General features: G+C 39.3%; 16 protein-coding genes. 10 read left to right on the top strand and 6 right to left on the bottom strand.

Annotated elements, in window-relative coordinates; translation table 11 throughout:
* Positions 1-82: 82 nt before the first annotated feature.
* Genes QNH15_RS26325 through QNH15_RS19595 form a run of 3 tightly spaced genes read right to left on the bottom strand, consistent with a single transcriptional unit; the run spans position 83 to position 3,207 of the window.
* Positions 83-592 (bottom strand): Ger(x)C family spore germination protein, encoded by a 510-nt coding sequence (locus QNH15_RS26325; RefSeq protein ID WP_488259957.1) that lies wholly within the window; start codon positions 590-592, stop codon positions 83-85.
* A complete protein-coding gene (locus QNH15_RS19600; protein ID WP_283889830.1) occupies positions 593-1,714 on the bottom strand; it encodes a GerAB/ArcD/ProY family transporter in 1,122 nt (373 codons plus the stop codon).
* Entirely contained in the window at positions 1,711-3,207 is a 1,497-nt protein-coding gene (locus QNH15_RS19595; protein ID WP_283889828.1) for a spore germination protein, read from the bottom strand. The genes QNH15_RS19600 and QNH15_RS19595 overlap by 4 nt, the downstream gene beginning before the upstream one ends.
* A gap of 710 nt (positions 3,208-3,917) precedes the next feature.
* Here QNH15_RS19595 and QNH15_RS26260 point away from each other — a divergent pair.
* The 3 genes from QNH15_RS26260 to QNH15_RS19585 all read left to right on the top strand — a co-directional run bounded on the left by QNH15_RS26260 (position 3,918) and on the right by QNH15_RS19585 (position 5,612).
* Positions 3,918-4,106, top strand: coding sequence for a helix-turn-helix domain-containing protein (locus tag QNH15_RS26260; protein ID WP_430667176.1), 189 nt, complete (start codon positions 3,918-3,920; stop codon positions 4,104-4,106).
* A gap of 822 nt (positions 4,107-4,928) precedes the next feature.
* Positions 4,929-5,387, top strand: coding sequence for a GNAT family N-acetyltransferase (locus QNH15_RS19590; RefSeq protein ID WP_283889827.1), 459 nt, complete (start codon positions 4,929-4,931; stop codon positions 5,385-5,387).
* Positions 5,388-5,612, top strand: a complete 225-nt coding sequence (locus QNH15_RS19585; RefSeq protein WP_347343357.1) for a transglutaminase family protein — start codon at positions 5,388-5,390, stop codon at positions 5,610-5,612.
* Positions 5,613-7,119: 1,507 nt separating this feature from the next.
* On the opposite strand, the gene QNH15_RS19580 is transcribed toward QNH15_RS19585, so the two are convergent.
* The 3 genes from QNH15_RS19580 to QNH15_RS26255 all read right to left on the bottom strand — a co-directional run bounded on the left by QNH15_RS19580 (position 7,120) and on the right by QNH15_RS26255 (position 9,631).
* Entirely contained in the window at positions 7,120-7,923 is an 804-nt protein-coding gene (locus QNH15_RS19580; protein ID WP_283889825.1) for an ABC transporter permease, read from the bottom strand.
* A complete protein-coding gene (locus QNH15_RS19575) occupies positions 7,901-8,680 on the bottom strand; it encodes an ABC transporter ATP-binding protein (protein WP_283889824.1) in 780 nt (259 codons plus the stop codon). Before QNH15_RS19575 ends, QNH15_RS19580 begins: the two co-directional genes overlap by 23 nt.
* A gap of 759 nt (positions 8,681-9,439) precedes the next feature.
* The gene (locus QNH15_RS26255) at positions 9,440-9,631 is read right to left on the bottom strand and encodes a hypothetical protein (protein WP_353051222.1); all 192 of its coding nucleotides are present in this window, start codon (positions 9,629-9,631) and stop codon (positions 9,440-9,442) included.
* A 2,120-nt stretch (positions 9,632-11,751) separates the two neighbouring features.
* Between QNH15_RS26255 and hmpA the strand changes: the two genes are divergently transcribed.
* The 7 genes from hmpA to QNH15_RS19540 all read left to right on the top strand — a co-directional run bounded on the left by hmpA (position 11,752) and on the right by QNH15_RS19540 (position 18,424).
* Positions 11,752-12,966, top strand: coding sequence for an NO-inducible flavohemoprotein (gene hmpA / locus QNH15_RS19570; RefSeq protein WP_283889822.1), 1,215 nt, complete (start codon positions 11,752-11,754; stop codon positions 12,964-12,966).
* Between the two features lie 618 nt (positions 12,967-13,584).
* On the top strand, positions 13,585-14,667 hold the full coding sequence (locus QNH15_RS19565; RefSeq protein WP_283889821.1) for a hypothetical protein: 1,083 nt from the start codon (positions 13,585-13,587) through the stop codon (positions 14,665-14,667).
* The gene (locus QNH15_RS19560) at positions 14,654-16,846 is read left to right on the top strand and encodes a molybdopterin oxidoreductase family protein (RefSeq protein ID WP_283889819.1); all 2,193 of its coding nucleotides are present in this window, start codon (positions 14,654-14,656) and stop codon (positions 16,844-16,846) included. The genes QNH15_RS19565 and QNH15_RS19560 overlap by 14 nt, the downstream gene beginning before the upstream one ends.
* Complete coding sequence (locus QNH15_RS19555; RefSeq protein ID WP_283889818.1) at positions 16,824-17,384, top strand: 4Fe-4S dicluster domain-containing protein; 561 nt, start codon at positions 16,824-16,826, stop codon at positions 17,382-17,384. Before QNH15_RS19560 ends, QNH15_RS19555 begins: the two co-directional genes overlap by 23 nt.
* 12 nt (positions 17,385-17,396) lie before the next feature.
* On the top strand, positions 17,397-17,921 hold the full coding sequence (locus tag QNH15_RS19550) for a Rieske 2Fe-2S domain-containing protein (RefSeq protein ID WP_283889817.1): 525 nt from the start codon (positions 17,397-17,399) through the stop codon (positions 17,919-17,921).
* Entirely contained in the window at positions 17,911-18,117 is a 207-nt protein-coding gene (locus QNH15_RS19545) for a hypothetical protein (RefSeq protein ID WP_283889816.1), read from the top strand. The genes QNH15_RS19550 and QNH15_RS19545 overlap by 11 nt, the downstream gene beginning before the upstream one ends.
* On the top strand, positions 18,107-18,424 hold the full coding sequence (locus tag QNH15_RS19540) for a hypothetical protein (protein ID WP_283889815.1): 318 nt from the start codon (positions 18,107-18,109) through the stop codon (positions 18,422-18,424). Before QNH15_RS19545 ends, QNH15_RS19540 begins: the two co-directional genes overlap by 11 nt.
* Positions 18,425-18,516: the final 92 nt, after the last annotated feature.

Below are 18,516 nucleotides of genomic sequence, written 5' to 3'. Positions count from 1 at the left end.
TTGAAGAAATTGAAATTGAACGGCTTAAATCAGAAATCAAAAAAGTAAAAGCTGGGCGAAAAAAGTTGTTAAACTTATTTACTCAAGGATTGGATCTTTCAGAAGAAGAAAGAAAGCAATCATTAAAAGAGCTGAAAGAAAAAGAAGTCCGATTGGAAAAGGATTTAGATGAACTGAAAGCGAAGAAGAAAAATAACGAACAACATATGTACGGGAAAAAGTTCAGAAAAAGGCGCGGAGATACATCAGGATCTGAGAGGATCGTATCAATTAACGAGATGACTTCTTTTTTTGCCAGTTTTTCATTAATGATCAGCATGCGAAGTTGGCCAAACTTCAATTCCCGATAAAACTTCAGGTTGAATTCTTTTTTCCCCTGCTTTAATAAATCCACATTCAATGTAAACAGCCTTTTTTTCTCATTAGTAACCGGAGGAACGAGGGTCGTTATTTTAAATTTGCCTCTTTCCCCTTGATTCAGGGACCAAAACGTGACTGGAGCAATCTCCTCAACCGTATTGTTTTCAACATAAGGTGATGAACAGCCTGAAAAAACAAGGAGGATACAAAGGATGGACAAAAAAATCTTCATCTAAGACTGCCTCCTCTTCCATTTAATGGCAACGGCAAGTGCAGAAGGAACCAAAAGGTAGGTTATTGCCCCCAGCCATAGCTGCAGTGTTACCCATACATTTAATTCCTCTCCTTCCCTCCAGTACCAGCCATTAATGATCAGCATACAGATAAAAACGGCAATAATACTTCCTAAAAAGCCCTTGCGATTCGTCTGAATGTTTATTCTCCCTGCCGCGATTCTTATTGCTCCATACAAACATAATAAAAAAAGGGCAATCAAATAGAGAAAATAGATCATGTTTAGAGAAATAAAAATAAGATCAACCCTTTCCCAAATAGGTGACTGCAGATAACGGATCATGTTCACAACCGGGAAACTTATCTTCTCCAAATATGGTGAACCATAATAGAGAAGACACGCCACAAACAGAACAAGGTATTCAAAGACTGAGAGTGCATTGCCGATACTCATTCCCCTTAAAATCTTTTCCTTAGGGCCGATCCAGGGGCCGAGGCAAACCAAATATTCAGGTCCGGAGAGAGCGGACCAAACCAGCAGCAATCCGTACCATGATTGAAGTGAAACCTCCCACGGCACCAACGGATACAAATGATGAGTTTCGGCAATGGGCGGCAAAAAATATGGAATATAGACAAGAATCAACCAGATATTGGCCAAAAAACCGATGATGGAAAAACGAATGGTTTTCTCCATCCCTTGGGAAGCGATATAAAACCCGGATGCCATCAAGAAGAAAATAAGCCAGCTCGTCTTCATCGAGGGAAACATAAATTGGTGGACAATTTCGACATACCCTAAAGTGGTCACGATCACTTTCATTAAAATGAAGAAAATCCCGAGAAATGCAAAGACTCGGACGAGCTTTTCGCTAAATAATTGGACAAAGCCGCTATAACCTTGAACAAAATAATCCGATTTTAAATATTTGGCCAAAATCAAAAGGTTGATCTGCGAAAGAATACCCACTCCCAGGATCCCAAGAATCATATAAGGATGGACCAAATGTTTGGGCAATATTAATACGAAGTATAGCATTTGCATCCGGTTCACCATGGCAAAGATATAACCACTTCCCATAACAGCAGTTCTATCAAACAAGCGAAATCTGCTGCTCATTCGCTCCCCTCCTCTTTTGAAACCCGCCATTTTTTCACGGTCTTCAAATATTCCGGCCGCAGCTTAACCCACGGCAATGGTGCACGAACAAAAAGATCGTTCCAATCTCTCCAGTGAAGCGGGGCAACCGGTGCAAAAAATGGCTGTTTCAAGGAGGAAAGGCCATTCAGATGGGCGAGCAGGAGGATCATTCCAAAGGCAATCCCCAGAATCCCCAAAAAGGAGGCGAGAATAAGAAATAAAAATTGAAGGATGGTGGTTGCTTTTGTGACTAAATAATTTGGCACTAAAAAGGAGGCAATCGCCGAGATTCCGACAAGAACAATCAGCACCTTGCTGGCAAATCCCGCTTCAACAGCAGCTTGCCCGATGACAATGCCGCCAATAACTCCAATGGTCTGGCTCGTTTTTGTCGGCATCCGTAAACTCGCTTCTTTAATGATTTCAATGATAACCAACATGATCAGTGCTTCCCAAAATGGGGTGAACGGCAGTTTGGTCCGTGATTCCATGAGTACATACAGAATCTGGAGCGGGACCATCTGATAATGATGAGTGGTTAATGCCACATAAAGAGGAATCAAAGTGATGGCTATAAAAAAACTTAAATAACGAAGGGTTCGTAAAAAACTCGCAATCACCCAGCGATGAACATAATCTTCCGGAGATTGAAACAGATGAAAAAAGGTAATGGGGGCGATCAGCGCAAAAGGTGTATCATTCAGCAAAATAACGATCTTGCCAAGCCCCAGTGAATAGACACACGAGTCCGGACGGTCCGTCTGCATAAACTGTGGAAACAAACTGTGCGTATGATCATCCATAAAAGCGGCAAGATTGGTGGACTCCAAAATCATGTCAAAGTTCACTTTCGAAATATTTTCCCGTGCAATATCGACGATATCGGGATTGGCAATTCCTTCTATATACAGCATCTGAACCTGGGTTTTGGTATTCGAACCTGCCTGGAACCTTTCTGCTTTTAGCTCAATAATGGGCAGACGCCGCCGAATCATGAACACATTCTGCTCAATCCTTTCCGTAAAGCTGTCTTTGGGCCCATACATTATCGTCTCAGTTTCTGAATTTTCGATCGCCCGGCTGAGCGTATTCTCCAGTTTTACCACCCACCATTCATTATTCCCTTGATCATGGATGAGAACAGCGCCAAACAGCATGTGTTCTTTGGCTTCATCTATTGAATGGATTCTTAAAACGCTGGAGGTGGATATACCCTGAATAAACGGCTGATGCTTGCTCTGAAGAAGTGGCTGAATAATGGCCTCGTTCAGCCTCTCCTTGTCGATCAGCGTTTGTATGTAAACAAGCGTAAAAGAAGCACCGTTGTTTGTTTGCCTCTGCACGATTTCAGCATCATCCATTTTCGCAGTTGCCTGTTTTAATAAATCAAGCGTCACAGCCTCACTCATCATTCCGTTCTTCTCTTCTTTATTTTGCTCATTGGCTGCTTTCCTTTTCTTTTTACGGAACATCAATACCTACCACCTAACCGAATACCTTGATAGTTTCTGCATTTATTATGTACAGGTGAATAGATTTTAACCAAAGAAAAAAGCAAGTGCTCCGCTCATGTGCTTTTCATGCACAAGAAAAACTGCCGGTCATATAGGGGTACCACCACTGGTAGGACCCCTAGTTACATAAAGTGAATATCTGAAACTGTCAGCAATGATCTATTGCCGAACCAGTATAATTTGATCGGGCCTTTCGATCGTCCATTCAATGTAACCTCTATTGGCCAAGGAAGTAGTTTACACCTTTCGATTGACTATATTCACTTTGAAGGAAAAAAATTTTATGGATACCAACGTAATTATAAGGAACAAAGTTAAAATTTTTTGAAATTTATATACAGTTCGTAGCGTTAATTATTTTCATTACAAAAGCTAACTGATGGAGTAGATATGCGATACTGAATGAAGAGTAGCCGTTATAATAATGTCAAGTCGCTCTAGTAGATCAAACGAAGCCATCCGGCAACGCCGGGTTTTATCGCACACGGAACAGCAAAAACAGCAATGAATTCCTGTAAGGTATCTGGCTCAAGACGCCTTTTGTTTGAAGAATCAAGTAAGCCTTTAGGCTGTTTTTAATATTCTTTAGAATAGGTACATTAACGCATGACTTCTTTTGTGATACTTTGAAATGAAGCTAACACCACCCGCAAAGTAGATGTTAGTAACTGGTAATTAAACAGCTGGAGTCGGCAAGAAAAAGAGGGAAAAAAAGACGGCCGGCTATAGGTAAAATTCAAAGACTACAGATTACCAAGCTCTTCAAAAGTGGAGAAAGCGCTGTAGATATTGGCAGAGACTATGGCATTTCGAGAAGCACCGTTTATAAGGTATTAAATCAGACATCAAGTGACTAAAAAACAAAAAAGCCGCCCTATGGGGCAGCCATTATAGGGGGCTATTTCATATAATCCAAAAAAATAGAAAACAACAGCATATCTTCATACAAACTATCCCTAGACGTCAAATGTTATCCTCAGAAATGTATATGGCCACAAAAAAAGTCCTAGCGAGGCAGCGTTTTTTGTTTGTTCTAAAACCCCTTGCCATCACATAAACAACCTAAAAAACATGGAGCTTCTATTCGTTTCGAAAGGCAGCCAGAGATCCATCGAAGTGACTTACTGGTGCTTTTCCCTTTCCATTCCCTTAAGAAATTTTTCGCTGGAATACAGCAGAAACAGCGCACATCCAAACATAACAAGCATATCCCTCCATAATCCACCAGTGGTTACCCCTGGTTTAACAGGAAGAAGGCCCATTAATTGAAATCCCGTGATTCCTCCGTACAGAAAGGAAAGGAAGAGGTTAAGCTTCGTCCAGCACTTGAAAAATTGATAAACGGGTTTATAGACAAAAACAAGCGCTTTTCTGCTGATTTTCTGTATCGTTTTGTTTTGTCCATTAAACGACGAACAAATATTGGGTTTAAGAAATATTGACAGGTTGCTTTTGGATAAATAGCGCTTTTTTAATTTTGTTCAGCAATCGGGACAGATTCTTGAATAACACTTGGTAGTTAATTTGGATATTTATAAAAAATAGAGATTATGGAGGACTGTACTAAAAGTAACTTAGCAGAATAATTAAAAAAAAGAGAAATATTTTAAAATTGTATAATTCATTATTCATAAAATGGTATTATTATTAAAAAATTACCAATTTAGAGGTGGGAGTTTTTGATTAACACAAGATGGAAATATGAAGATTATCTTATTACAGTTGATAAAAGTGATTTAGAACTGGACGTTATTTATAACTTTTTAAGTAATGAATCATATTGGTCAAAAGGGATTTCGATGGAAGATGTTATAAACTCAATAAATAATTCTGTTCTCTGTTTTGGGATGTATTACATAGATCCGATTAATAAAGAGAAGAAACAAGTAGGTTTTGCAAGAGTCATTTCAGATTTAGTCACTTTTGCATATCTTACCGATGTATTTATTTTAAAAGACTTTAGAAAGCAAGGTTTAGGTAAGTGGTTGATTAAGATCATAATTGATTATGAAGAGTTAAAGATTCGTAGAATAATGTTATGTACAGACGATGGTCATACTTTATATTCAAAATATGGATTTGCCTCTTTAGATAAACCAAATCTGTTTATGCAAATTAAAGGGAAAGGGGCGATATAAATGAAACTTATACCTGAGTGTGTTAATTTAACAGAGTATTTAAAAGAATTAGAAGTAGTGGACTATTCACACCCCTTAATTCAAGAAAAGGTTGATGAATTAAATGTTAAAGAACTATCAGATATAGAAAAGGTTAAAGTTGCTTTTGAATTTGTACGAGATAAAGTATCTCATTCTTGGGATATACACGTAAAAGAGTTACCCGTAAAGCCTCAGTGGTTCTAAAATATATAGAGGGTATCTGTTATGCAAATCTAATTTGTTAGCATGTTTTAGCTTAAATTAAATAAGAAATAGGAGGGTTTTATGGCAAACTTACCTTCTCCAAGTAATAGAGTTCTTAAAAGATAATGATGTTGATTTAAGTAATATTGAAGACTTAAAGAGAGGTAATCCCAATAGAGGTGTCTTTTCATATAGGGCATATTCAAGAAAAAGATCTTACATTTTGAAAAATTGTATAAATAAGTGCGAATTTGATGTCTATACAAATCATTTCACTTTCTTCAATGAGAAAAACATCAATATCCCTGATTTATACTTTTCTTGTAGCCGAAATGGAGAAAATTGGATTATAATCGAAGATATCCCCAATATTTTTCCTAGGAGCAGATGAAGAGCAGATAGAGAACAAATTCACATACTCTACCGGCTGCATTCCAGTAGCTGGGAAAAGCGTATCAATTTAGAAAATCCTTATAAGGCATTCTGGGATGAAGAAAAAATGAAGAAAACATTACATTTGTTATGTGTGTATTGATGGGTCCCGCTTATACTTTAATACCGCTCTTCTTAAAAATCTCTCGGTTCATTAATTTGCAAATAGGTGCACCATTTTCTAACTTTGGATGATAAATATCATAAAAAAAGTCCAATTTTCAGAGCCACCCTCAAAAGGTGGTTTTGTCTGTGAAAACCAATGCTCGACAAACGCGAGCTTCGAATCGCACCTTACATAATCAAAATCTCACATCATTTCATACCAAAAATCCGCATAATGAAGACAGGTCATGTTGTTTCTGATGCGGAAATATTCTTTTTTCATTCTGTTCAAAGATAAAAGAGGAAGTTCAAATTTTAAAACAATAAGATCAAATACGACGATTATTATCCTCTTTACAACAAACCACCTAGGCATCAACCTTGAAGTGTCTCTCACTTATGAAGGCAGCTATGATGACCAATCGAGGATGTAAAGCGAAGCATCGTGTGTAGTCAATGCCTGAAACATACTTCCACCTAAGACCATGGGTAAAATGTCAAATCTTGTCGGTATCCCTTAGGCACCAATGTAATAAATAAAAGGGTGATTGTATGAGCGAAAAAATACTTCATTATTATGCAGGTGGAAATACAGCTAAGCTTGGTTGTTCTTTCGATTTCTGCAGCGAACTTTTCATCCGTACCGGGTGTAATACAAGTTTCGTACATATCAACATTGATGTGGCGTCATCTTCGGGTCTAATTATAGAGTTATAAGGAGCAATGACTATATTTGCCGTGAATGTAAAGAGAATAAAAATAAGTAAATTAAACTGCAAAAACGGTTAGAAAAAGACGACTCTCGATTCGATAATTGTATGTGAGTCGTCTTTTTTATGAAGCTAGTTATTTTCTATAAAAAACGCAAGTTTTTCAGCGGCCTCATTTATATTGGGTCTCTTCTATTTGATGTTTTATTCCTTTTATTTAAGCTATGTTTTAGTGAAAGTGAGACCAGGGACGAACCCCTTTACCTATTTTTAATTAGTTTTCTTTCAAGAATTTCGACAAGTTGGTACATAATGGTCGCAAGGATGGCAATAATGAGTAGTCCGAGCAGGACAAGTGTGAAATTAAATACTTGGAAACCATATATAATCATGTAGCCGAGTCCTTGTTTGGCAACGAGAAACTCCCCCATGATGACACCAACCCATGCCAGACCAACATTTACTTTTAGGACGGAAATGATGGTTGGGAAACAAGCGGGTAGAATCACTTCTTTAAAACAATGCAACTTCGAACCGCCCAATGTTTGGATAACTTTAAGATAATTAGGCTCAACATTTATAAATGCAGAGTATACCACCATGATGGTAATGATAATGGTAATTATGATACCCATCGCGAGGATGGATGTGAAATTTGGTCCGAGTGCGACAATTAATATAGGACCAAGGGCAACCTTTGGCAGCGCATTTAAAACGACCAGATACGGATCGAGCACTTTTGAGAGGAATGGCAGCCACCATAAAAGGGAGGCGAAAAGGGTACCAAGTAGGGTTCCCAACAAGAAACCCAAAATCGTTTCGGATAGTGTAATGCCCACGTGAGAAAATAGGCTGGCGTTAGTGAGCTTTTCCATCAACAGAAAACCTATCCGTTTAGGAGAACTGAATAATAAAGGATCAATCCATCCTTTATTGGAGGAAACTTCCCATAATCCAATAAACACGATGAAGATGAAACTCTGGACAAACACCACATTTCGTTTTTCTTTCTTTAAACGTTGAAGGTATTCGGCATGCGTTTTATTCACTGTCGTTTTGTTCAATTTGCTCCAACTCCTCCCATATTTGCTGAAACATCATTGAATAATCTGGATGATGCCGAGCTTCAAATGGGGTGAGCCTCTTTAGTGTTTCTGGAGTTTTAAACGTTCGAATAATACGTCCAGGATTCTTAGAGAATAAAATGATCGTGTCACTCATTGCGATGGCCTCACCGATGTCATGGGTCACGAGGATGGCGGTTTTACCATGCTCCATTAATGTAATGGAAACGAGGTCTTCAAGTTTAAGTTTTGTCTGATAGTCAAGTGCAGAAAAGGGCTCATCAAGCAGCAATATTTCCGGGTTAGTGGCAAGTGTTCTCACAAACGCCACCCGTTGCCGCATGCCGCCTGAGAGTTGTGTTGGATACATATCTAAGGTACCCTCTAAGCCGACTTCTTTAAGTAACGAAAAAGTGTTGGATATATGTCCCTCGTTCTGCTGATCTCTTAATTTTAAACCGAGAAGCACATTTTCTTTGACGGTTTTCCATGGGAAAAGATAGTCTTGTTGTAGCATATATCCGATTTTCGGGTGTGGTCCTTTAAGGAGTTCACCGCTTAGCGTAACTGATCCCACTGTAGGAGGAAACAATCCCGCAACAATGGATAATAACGTCGTTTTCCCACACCCACTGGGACCAAGAAAGGAGATAAATTCGCCTTTCCGCACAGATAAAGATATATCTTCCAAGGCCGTTGTGGACGATCGTTTTGAAAAATAGGTTTGACTAATACAGTTTAACTGTAAAAAGGCCACTGCTATCCCTCCAATAAATTATTTATAAAGCTAGGGAGAATTGCTAGTTTAATGAATTATTTTATAAAAGTAGACGTTTAAAGCAAAAATATTACTATGGGAAATCTTATTTTATTAACGTACTTTCATTAATTGTTTTTTACTAATTGAAATCATGTACTGGTTTGACAGACAAAAAAACAGGAATTTGAATCTAGTTTGTTTTTATTGTTTGAAAAAGCTTCCTCCCAAATTAAAATTTAAGGTAATTGGAAACTCTTACTATATAAATATGATTTTTCTATTAAGTTGAAATGGACAAGCGTTTAGAGTACGAGTGGAATTTGCGAGAATTCTGGTGATCCGTATGGGTTGTGGCTTCATTATTAAATAGAGGGCTGGTTAAGTCCTCGTTTATTCGTTTATGAGGGGATTACACGGCTTAATATCTGAACGAAAATTGATTGTATGTTATTATGTGGGGTAATCTGTGGTTAAGAATCCTGTTCCTATGCGTTATAATGAAAAAATTGGGTGATTGGCTTAGGAGCCGTATCATGTGGTTTTTGGAGTTAGACCAGTCTACAGTATTTTATAGAGGATATGAACGAAGAAATTTAAATAAGAGGTGTTGGATTTAGAAATCTTTGTTATCGCTGGAATTATTCAAGAAACAGCCAGATAACTTAGTAGTGCTGGCTGTTTCACAGATCAGCAAAAATTTTTTATTTCTGTTAGCATTCCGATATTTCATCAGCGAAGAAATCTGATGATTTAATTTTACTTCTTTATTGTATTAATGGATTTATTACTTTCTATAATAATTTGGTAATCTTTATGTTTTACTACCCGTTGTAATTCTGGCTTCCCTATAATTGTCTTACTAAATGGAGAAAAATCAACGACTACTACATTTGTGAGTACCGTTGTAATTTTCCCCTTTTGCCCCATATATTCAATTATATCACCCACATTTGCTTTCTTTATAAAAATTCCTCCAATACCTTATTTTTTACAATTAAACTTCAACACACTTTTTACTATTCCTGCATCTTGATAACAAAAGGCTGTGTTCGTAATATCGGCCAATAACAAGTTCAGTTCATTTTGTTATGGGTCTATTTTATTTTCTAAAGGTAATTTAAACAGGAACTTTAGAAACATGGGTGTAGAACGTAGGCTCTGTTGGGACTGAGAACCAGTTTCTTTAAACGGTTCAACCCCTAGCTAACATTCACGTTAAGCTCGTGGACATCACCGTAGCGAACTTGTGGAGGATTATACAACTTGAGGATTAATTCCAATAGTTAGAGTGTTTTGAGCTTTATTGACATGATTAGAAACCGACAAAAAGTTTTACGTGATTTCGTTAAGCAAAATTCAGTATTGGACTTCTCAAGTCTATACCAAGGTAGGCGAAATAACGGCGAGTGCATTTATTACAGAAATTCCCGACGTTAAAACAGTTGGTCGCTTTCGCAGGGCTAGATCCAAGTGTTTTTGAGTCGGTTTTTTTGTTTTCCCTGCAGAAGATTGTCCAAATCTCTTATTAAAGGAGGAGAATAAGCTCTCCACCTCGTGTGTTACAATTCACCTCCATCGGGGTTAGTGTGTTATTTGAAGCTCACGAGTTTCGGCTTCAAAACCACAACTAAGCGGAAAAAACAATCGAAATGTTCGGATGAAAAGTTCGCTGCAGAAATCGAAAGAACAACCAAAGTTTACAAAGATAAAATGAAGGAAGCAATCTGTTATTTGGCGGAAGCAAGGAACATGATGGTTCAGCTTTAGGATCTTAAATGTATAAGAAACTCTGCTATGCCTGTTGGTCTTTATGGCATAGTGGAAGAGATAAAACTGATCTTGAAACAAAATAAGTAAAACCTTACAAGTAGAGCTAACCAACATTTAGCTCTATTTTTGCATACTGTTAGTTTAAAGCATTCAGTTGATGCTGTTCATGATCAAATTGATAAGACACAATACAATCCTCGAGTCTCATAAAGCATAAGTATGGTTATTCTCGATCATTACCTTACCTGAACAATCAATAAGGTAGAATGATTGACCAAAATCTCGACCAAAAAATGACCAAAATTATTTAAAAAAATAAGATATATATATTTTGAAAACCCAAAAAAGTAATCTGCTGATATTACAGCATTTTAAGCGAAAAAGAAAAAAAGGGTGAGATATGTTCCGCACACAAGTTCATCATTGGGAACCGCATTCATTTCGTTTTCGTGCCAATTTTGTGCCAACTGAATTTGAAAAGCATTGAAAAGGTTTAAAAATGGAAATAGGGAAAACCTTGATTTAAAAAGGTTTATGCATCTATTGAATATGTTATGAAAGCCTTCATTAATCAAGTTCGAGATGGAGGGTGCAATCGGATAAATGATGAAAAGCCTTGGTATATAAGCAATATACCGAGGTTTTTTTGTGTGTAAATTAGTGTCGTGCCAACTTTGTACCAACACGAAATTTTTTTTGCTTTTTAAGTATAAAAAATCAACTTATTCAACAAACAGGCCAGATTGTTGAATAAGGTAAATCACAAAAATTGGTTAAAGATATGCTTCATTTAATACCGGTGCAGGTTTTTTAACGAAAAATGTAGAAATAAGACCATAAAAAATTACCCTTATATAGTCCGAAAATTTGGACTATATAAGATGGTGTATGATTGGATTTATTACTTGTCGTTTCCTCTAATGATTGAAGGATAATAGATTATCAGCAGCAGAAAGGAAAGTTCGTAATTATTCAAATGATGAAACGTTGTTAATTGCCCGTAACTGCCTCTAGTCATGTGCGGTGGGCTAACCTTATTACAGTAATGGGCAACTATCCGATATTTATTATCTGAGTATTAAGATAAATTAACATGGAAGCATAGGGACGGTTCTCCTGTTTCCACAGGCAGATGAAAGGATTGGTTCTCGTGCTTCCATGAACCGCCACTTGTCTTTAATAGATATGTCTAATGTAACTGATACGTTACTTACTCCAATGTCTAGTGTAAATTCTTAAACCAAGGGGAATAATTAAAAAGTAATTTAAACCTAATGATGTCTGAAAGGATGATGAATTTGCTAGATGAAAAAACGATTGGTATTGTTCAATCTACTGCACCTGTCTTAAAGGAACATAGTAAAGAAATTGGAAGAAGATTTTATACCCTATTATTTGAAAAAGCCCCTGACTTATACAATATCTTCAATCAAACCAACCAGAAAAGGGGCCTCCAACAAGAAGCGTTGGGATATGCAGTTTATGCAGCTGGAGAACATATCACAAATCTTGATGCCATCAAACCCGTTATAGAAAGAATATCTCAGAAACATCGAGCGATTGGAATCAAAGCGGAACAATATCCTGTCGTAGGTGAAACGTTACTGCAAGCTGTAAAAGATGTATTGGGAGACGCTGCTACAGATGAAATCATTGAGGCTTGGGGTAAAGCCTACGGATATATTGCGGATGCGTTTATTGACCTGGAAAAAAAGCTATACGAAGAGACTGAACAACAAACGGGAGGTTGGAGAGGTTATAGAGATTTTTATGTAGATAAAAAGGTAAAAGAAAGCGAAGATGTAACTTCCTTTTATTTAAAACCCAAAGACCAAGACGTAATTGCTACATACAAACCTGGACAGTACCTTACGATCAAGGCAGAAATTCCTGGTGAAAAATATACACACATTCGCCATTACAGTCTATCTGAAGCGCCAGTGAAAGATTATTATCGAATTAGTGTGAAACGAGAAGATCAGAATACCCCAGAAGGCATTGTATCGAATTATCTACATGAGCAGATTCAAACGGGAGATTCGCTTTCATTTTCTGCTCCGGCAGGTGACTTCGTACTGGATAACAGCAGCACCCCTATTGTCTTGATTAGTGGGGGTATTGGAATTACTCCTGTTTTAAGTATGCTCAATGCTGTAGTATCTGAGCAACCGAATCGACAAGTAACATTTATACACGCAGCCCTGAATAGTCAGTACCACCCTTTTAAAGACCATGTAAAACAGCTAGAAAACAATCATTCAAACTTAAAATCGTTGGTTTGTTATGAAGCACCTACCACCGAGGATAAACAGAGAGGGGATTTTGATAAGGAAGGGTATATTGATATGGATTTTCTAAAATCCAATGTATCAACCAAGGATTCTGATTTTTATCTTTGCGGGTCTCTTCCATTTATGGATGCCATTATTAGGGCCTTAAAGGACTGGGAAATACCTACGGAGCACATTCATTACGAATCATTTAGCCCAGTGGCTATTTTAGGAGAGGAATAACCCACCAATAATATGCGTTAAAATTGAGTCGCACAAGCACGAAGTTCACTTCTGTGAGCCGCTTGGTGCCGCAACTGCAATAGCTCTGCAATTGTGATTAGTAGCGTAGTCTTTAAGGAGAAGAGGGTAGTTCCATATAAGGAGCCGCCCTCTTCCTTTTTTTTAGTCCAATAAAATACGAATTACTATAAGCAGGATTGGGACGTGATATTTCGATTTATATTGTGCACCTCAAAGTACTTCTTAGGAGTAGATATGATGGAGAAGCTTTTCAGTTCTTCCCCCTTTACCCTCATTCAATAGAATCCATTTACTCGAACACCCCTATTTTAATTAACTTCGTTTAGTCCCTCGTTAAATAATCATTAAACCAAACGTTGAACACTATCACTAAAAATGGGAAATATGCTTTGTTACTGCCTAAGTCGATCCTTCATTAAAAAGGATCGACTTTTCTTTGTTAGGCCCTGCATCAGCTGCTAGTGTGATGTGCCCTTTGGCCTTGGGAAGAATAGGGGGATTTTTGAAGTGAAATGGGGGTTTTTCCTGATGGTTGTGTAGACCATCGCTCCTTACAATAATGGTAGATGCAGTAAATCAAATAAAGGAGAATGCTGTATGCAGAAAACGATACTTAACGATTCCAAAGCGGTTCATTCTTATAACCGGGCATTCGCTTCACATTTTGCTAAATCCCTTTTTATTTCAATCCTTCTGCTTGTAGTCTTGGTTTTTATTGGAACGAGAATGTTTACCCATATTGATTTAAATCTATACGGATATATGGTCGGGACCCTCGTTTTTATAGGCGGATTCTTTTACAGATTCGTTGCTTGGGCAGAGCGTCCTCCGACAAAAAACTTGATCAAAAAGGGGATTAGACTTCTGTTTCGTAAGTCTACCCCTAAGACAACAACCAACCATATGGTGACACACCAGTTTATATGGAATCGGGGAGTTTACCGATGGGCGCAGCACTTTTTAATCGGCTGGGGATGCATTCTTTCTTGTTTTGTAACGTTTCCGCTGGTATTTGGATGGATGTACTTCACGATGGAGGAAAACGGTTATTACACAGTGGTGGGTATGGGACTTAATTTGATGAAAGTCAAGGCTGACGGAGTGTTGGCATTTTTCTTTTACAATGCGCTTAACATTACAGCCATTATGGTGATCGCCGGTGTTTGCATGGCCCTTTATCGTCGATTGAAAAATATGCAGGCCAGGGCGGAACAAAAATTTCTTTATGACTTTATGCCGCTTTACATGCTGCTGCTTGTCAGTGTGACAGGTCTCCTTTTAACTGTAATGAACGTCTTTTTTCATGGTAAGGGCCAACCGGTGATGTCTCTGATCCATCAGTATTCTGTCATCATAACTTTACTCTATTTACCGTTTGGAAAGCTTGCTCATATTCCATTCCGAGCAGTCAGCGTGTTTGCAAAAAACTACCGCGAGCATTATGGAGCTCAGTCCATGAAAAAATGTTCTGTATGCGGAGATCCATTTGTCTCCACCGAACAATCCAATGATGTGATAAAAATACTGAACGAAAACGATATTCAATTTGAGATGCAGGAAGGATTTCACTTGGCTGAGCTTTGCCTTCCTTGTAGGAGAAAGTACCGGATGTCAAGGTTTTCCGGATTCAACACCCATGAGGCAAAAGTCAAGGAGGCCAACCAAAATGCTAAGGGATAAATTCTTTAAAGAGGTAGAAAACGTCCAACATCCAAATGAGAAACTTGTTAAAACACATTGCAGCTACTGTGGCATGCAATGCGGCATGAACCTACGTGTAAATACCCATACCAATAAAATTATTGGAGTAGAGCCGCGATATGACTGGCCAGTAACCGTCGGAAAAATGTGTCCGAAAGGAGTAACCGCCTATCAACAAACCAATCATAAGGATCGTCTTTTAAAGCCTCTCATCCGAGACAATGCTGACTTGAAAGGAACGAAAGAAGGTTTTCGGGAAGCGAGCTGGGAGGAAGCATACGAATTTATTGCAGAGAAATTTAAGACTCTGCAGGCTCAATATGGAAAAGATACGCTCTCTGTCTTCAGCGGTGTCTCCATGACCAATGAAAAGTGTTATCTAACAGGGAAGTTTGCACGAGTAGCTCTGGGAACACGCTATATCGACTATAATGGACGATTCTGTATGTCGAGTGCAGCAGGCGGTTTTCTTCGATCCTTTGGGGTAGACCGGGGATCAACTCTTCCCTGGACCGATATTCATGAGACCGATTGTTTATTTATTGCAGGTAGCAACACCGCAGAATGTCATCCAACATCCATGTTTCGTGTATGGTCCGTGCAGGAGCGCGGGGGATATCTCATCGTCGCAGATCCTCGTGAAACACCGATTGCTAGAAGGGCAGATGTTCATCTGGATTTAAAACCCGGCACAGACCTTGCCCTGGCCAATGGAATTGCTCATTTGCTTATCAAAAAAGGATACATGGATGAGGCGTTCATTCAGCGCCATACGAACGGATTTGAAGAAACCAAAGAGCTATTAGAGCTTTTCACACCTGAGTATACGAGCAAAATTACGGGAGTGGAAGTGGAGAAAATCATCCGAGCCGCAGATATTTATGGCAAGGCACCAAATGCCATTGTCATGTTTGCAAGAGGGATTGAACAGCAGCATAAAGGTGTGGATAATGTTTCAGCGTATACCAATATGGCATTAATTACGGGAAAAATCGGTAGACCCTTTTCTGGCGTAGCTACATTTACAGGCCAGGGGAACGGACAGGGAGGAAGAGAACACGGCCAAAAAGCCGACTTGCTACCGGGCTACCGAAAACTTACGAATCCGAAGCATGTGGAGGAAGTCTGTAAGGTATGGGGAATTACGCCTGAAGAAATGCCACAGCCAGGTGTTTCCGCATACGAGATGTTTGAACTAATGGAGAAGAAAGAGATCCGCGGATTGTATCTGTTATGTTCCAACCCAGCCGTATCGGCCCCAAATTTGAATTTTGTTAGAAAGGCAATGGAAAATCTAGATTTTATGGTATGTGCAGATTTCTACTTATCCGAATCCGCACAGTTTGCGGATGTCGTTCTGCCCTCTGTTACCTGGAGTGAGGATGAAGGAACCGTCACTAACCTTGAAGGACGTATTATTAAAATTAATAAAGCCCAAGAACCGATCGGCGAATCAAAGCCAGATTGGCAGATGCAGGTGGAGCTAGCGAGCAAGCTTGGTAAAGGTGCATTCTTTGAGCATTTAAAGACTGCCGGTGACGTAGCAGAGGAATTTAGGCTGGCTTCCCGAGGTGGTTCTGCTGATTATTACGGTGCCACTTGGGATAAGATCGATCAGCAAGACGGCGTATTCTGGCCGTGTAGAAGTGAAGACGACAAAGGAACACCTCATATGTTTCTTGATAAAAAATTCTATCATCCGGACGGCAAAGCTAAAATCTGTGCCCTGCCTTACCGACCGCCAGCAGAGGAAACAACTGTGGAATACCCGCTCTGTTTGACGACTGGACGAGTGGTGTATCACTATCTATCCGGGAACCAGACAAGAAGAATTCCCTTTCTTCATGACATGTGCCCAGATCCTTATGTGGAAGTTCACCCAACAACCGCGAAGGCTTACAACATAGAACATGAAGAGGTGGTTCGGCTCTATACGAAGAGAGGGGAGGCCACCTATAAAGTGAAAGTTACGGAGGCCATAAGGGAGGATACGGTGTTTGTCCCTTACCATTTCGGTGATGAAGAATCAATCAACTTACTAACCATTGCTGCACTGGATCCTATTTCACGAATGCCTGAGTTTAAAGTATGTGCAGCGCAACTATCAAAGATTGCAAAAAAGGAGAACGGTAGCCGTGAAGAAGAGACTGTATATTGAACTGGAAAACTGTATCGGTTGCCGTTCCTGCCTGGCAGCCTGTACCCAGTGTGGAGGCCATGAACAGCGAAACAGAAATTATGTTTATGATGTAAACCCCCTTGTATCAAGGCAGACAATGCCCCTGATGTGCCTACACTGCGAGAATCCCGCTTGTGCCAGAAGCTGTCCGGCGCAAGCCATCCAGATTCATGAAACCGGCGCAGTATTATCTGCACTGGTGGAAAAATGCATCGGCTGCCAGAATTGTACGATCGCCTGCCCATATGGGATACCTAAATTTGATACCGAACAAAACCTGATGTACAAATGTGATTTATGTATTGATCGTACAAAGGACGGTATACCGCCAATGTGTGCAAGTGTGTGCCCGTCAAATACCTTGCAGTGGCTAAGTGAGGAAGAAATTGCAACAAAGAAAAGTCAATTTGCTCTAGGAAATGAAAAGTGGGTGTCGAGCATGCCTTATCTTGAAGGCGAAACCAATGTGAAAATTAATCTTCCTGGTATTTTGCAGGGCGTAGAAAAGTTGTTTTAGGAGGAGAGCGGTATGACAGACCGGAAAAACCACATTCCATTTGACGAAGATAACTATACCCATAACATTGAAAGAAACAATGAGCGAATGCTGGATCGTCGCGGTTTTATGAAAACACTTGTGGGAGCCGCTGGCCTATTCGCTATCTCTTCTCTGCCATGGGGAACCATTGCCGCAAAAGAACTCATGGGGCTGGCTAAAAAAGAGTATCCCCGAAAGAAAATCGCTTCTCTTAAGGCCGTTGCCGTTGGAGATTCGGTGGATTTCTCTTTCCCAGGTGAGCATGACAGTGCTCTGCTTATCCGTTTGAGTGAAACCCGTTTTGTTGCCTACCAAAATGCATGCACCCATTTGCGCTGCCCCGTATTCTGGAAAAAGGAAGAGGATAAGATGATTTGCCCTTGTCATCATGGTGAATTCTCCGCCAAAACAGGCAAGCCGGTTGCAGGACCGCCTCGAAGGCCACTACCCCAAATTCATTTGAAAGTAGAGAACGGTTTTATTTATGCGAGGGGAGTGAATCGATATGAAGCGTAGTTTTCTTGGCGTTTTCCTGCTTGCTCTTATTCTTGCCATCAACATTGTTACTACACAGTTCATGGTACACCAATTCTTTTACGAGCATTACACCAACACACTCGTGTGTGTAGCTCTTAATCTCTTTTTATTTCCAGTGGCCTTTTTGATTTACAAAAAGGAAATTCATAAAGGCGGGAAAAAGCATGAACAATGAAACCTATCTTGATTTTTGTTTTATTCGAACCTTTGGAGTATTCGAAGAATCCTTATTTAGTAAAGTAGACAAGGCTCTTCAGCACCTATTTGATCATCAACTTCTTCACTGGTACTTGGAAGAAAAGAAGAAAGATGGATTGGAGATTGTTATAGCAGAAGTACGAGGAATGAGTGAGTGGACTTCTGAAGACGAAGTGTTAAACCATTTAGAGAAGGCAGAGGGCTCTTCATTTTGGGAATACTTACAAGGTTGTCAGTTTAACGTATATCCCGCTATGAAAGGATGTGGAAGCTGTGGAACTTGAGGCGATCAAAGCCCTGTTATCCTATGTATCCGAGCCTGTTGAATTAGCCATCTATGAAAAGGAAGTGAGGGGTATCCCTTGGATGTCCCAAA

This window comes from Fictibacillus enclensis (genome assembly GCF_030123385.1).
GTDB lineage: Bacteria > Bacillota > Bacilli > Bacillales > Fictibacillaceae > Fictibacillus_C > Fictibacillus_C enclensis.
Note: the sequence above shows the minus strand (reverse complement) of the source record. Positions and strands in the feature narration are given on the sequence as shown.

Coding starts and splice junctions, on each gene's coding strand:
- QNH15_RS19595 (WP_283889828.1), bottom strand. CDS start 3,207: ATGTTCCGTAAAAAGAAAAGGAAAGCAGCCAATGAGCAAAATAAAGAA.
- QNH15_RS19540 (WP_283889815.1), top strand. CDS start 18,107: ATGAACAATGAAACCTATCTTGATTTTTGTTTTATTCGAACCTTTGGA.
- QNH15_RS26325 (WP_488259957.1), bottom strand. CDS start 592: ATGAAGATTTTTTTGTCCATCCTTTGTATCCTCCTTGTTTTTTCAGGC.
- QNH15_RS19565 (WP_283889821.1), top strand. CDS start 13,585: ATGCAGAAAACGATACTTAACGATTCCAAAGCGGTTCATTCTTATAAC.
- QNH15_RS19560 (WP_283889819.1), top strand. CDS start 14,654: ATGCTAAGGGATAAATTCTTTAAAGAGGTAGAAAACGTCCAACATCCA.
- QNH15_RS19585 (WP_347343357.1), top strand. CDS start 5,388: ATGAAACTTATACCTGAGTGTGTTAATTTAACAGAGTATTTAAAAGAA.
- QNH15_RS19600 (WP_283889830.1), bottom strand. CDS start 1,714: ATGAGCAGCAGATTTCGCTTGTTTGATAGAACTGCTGTTATGGGAAGT.
- QNH15_RS19545 (WP_283889816.1), top strand. CDS start 17,911: ATGAAGCGTAGTTTTCTTGGCGTTTTCCTGCTTGCTCTTATTCTTGCC.
- QNH15_RS19550 (WP_283889817.1), top strand. CDS start 17,397: ATGACAGACCGGAAAAACCACATTCCATTTGACGAAGATAACTATACC.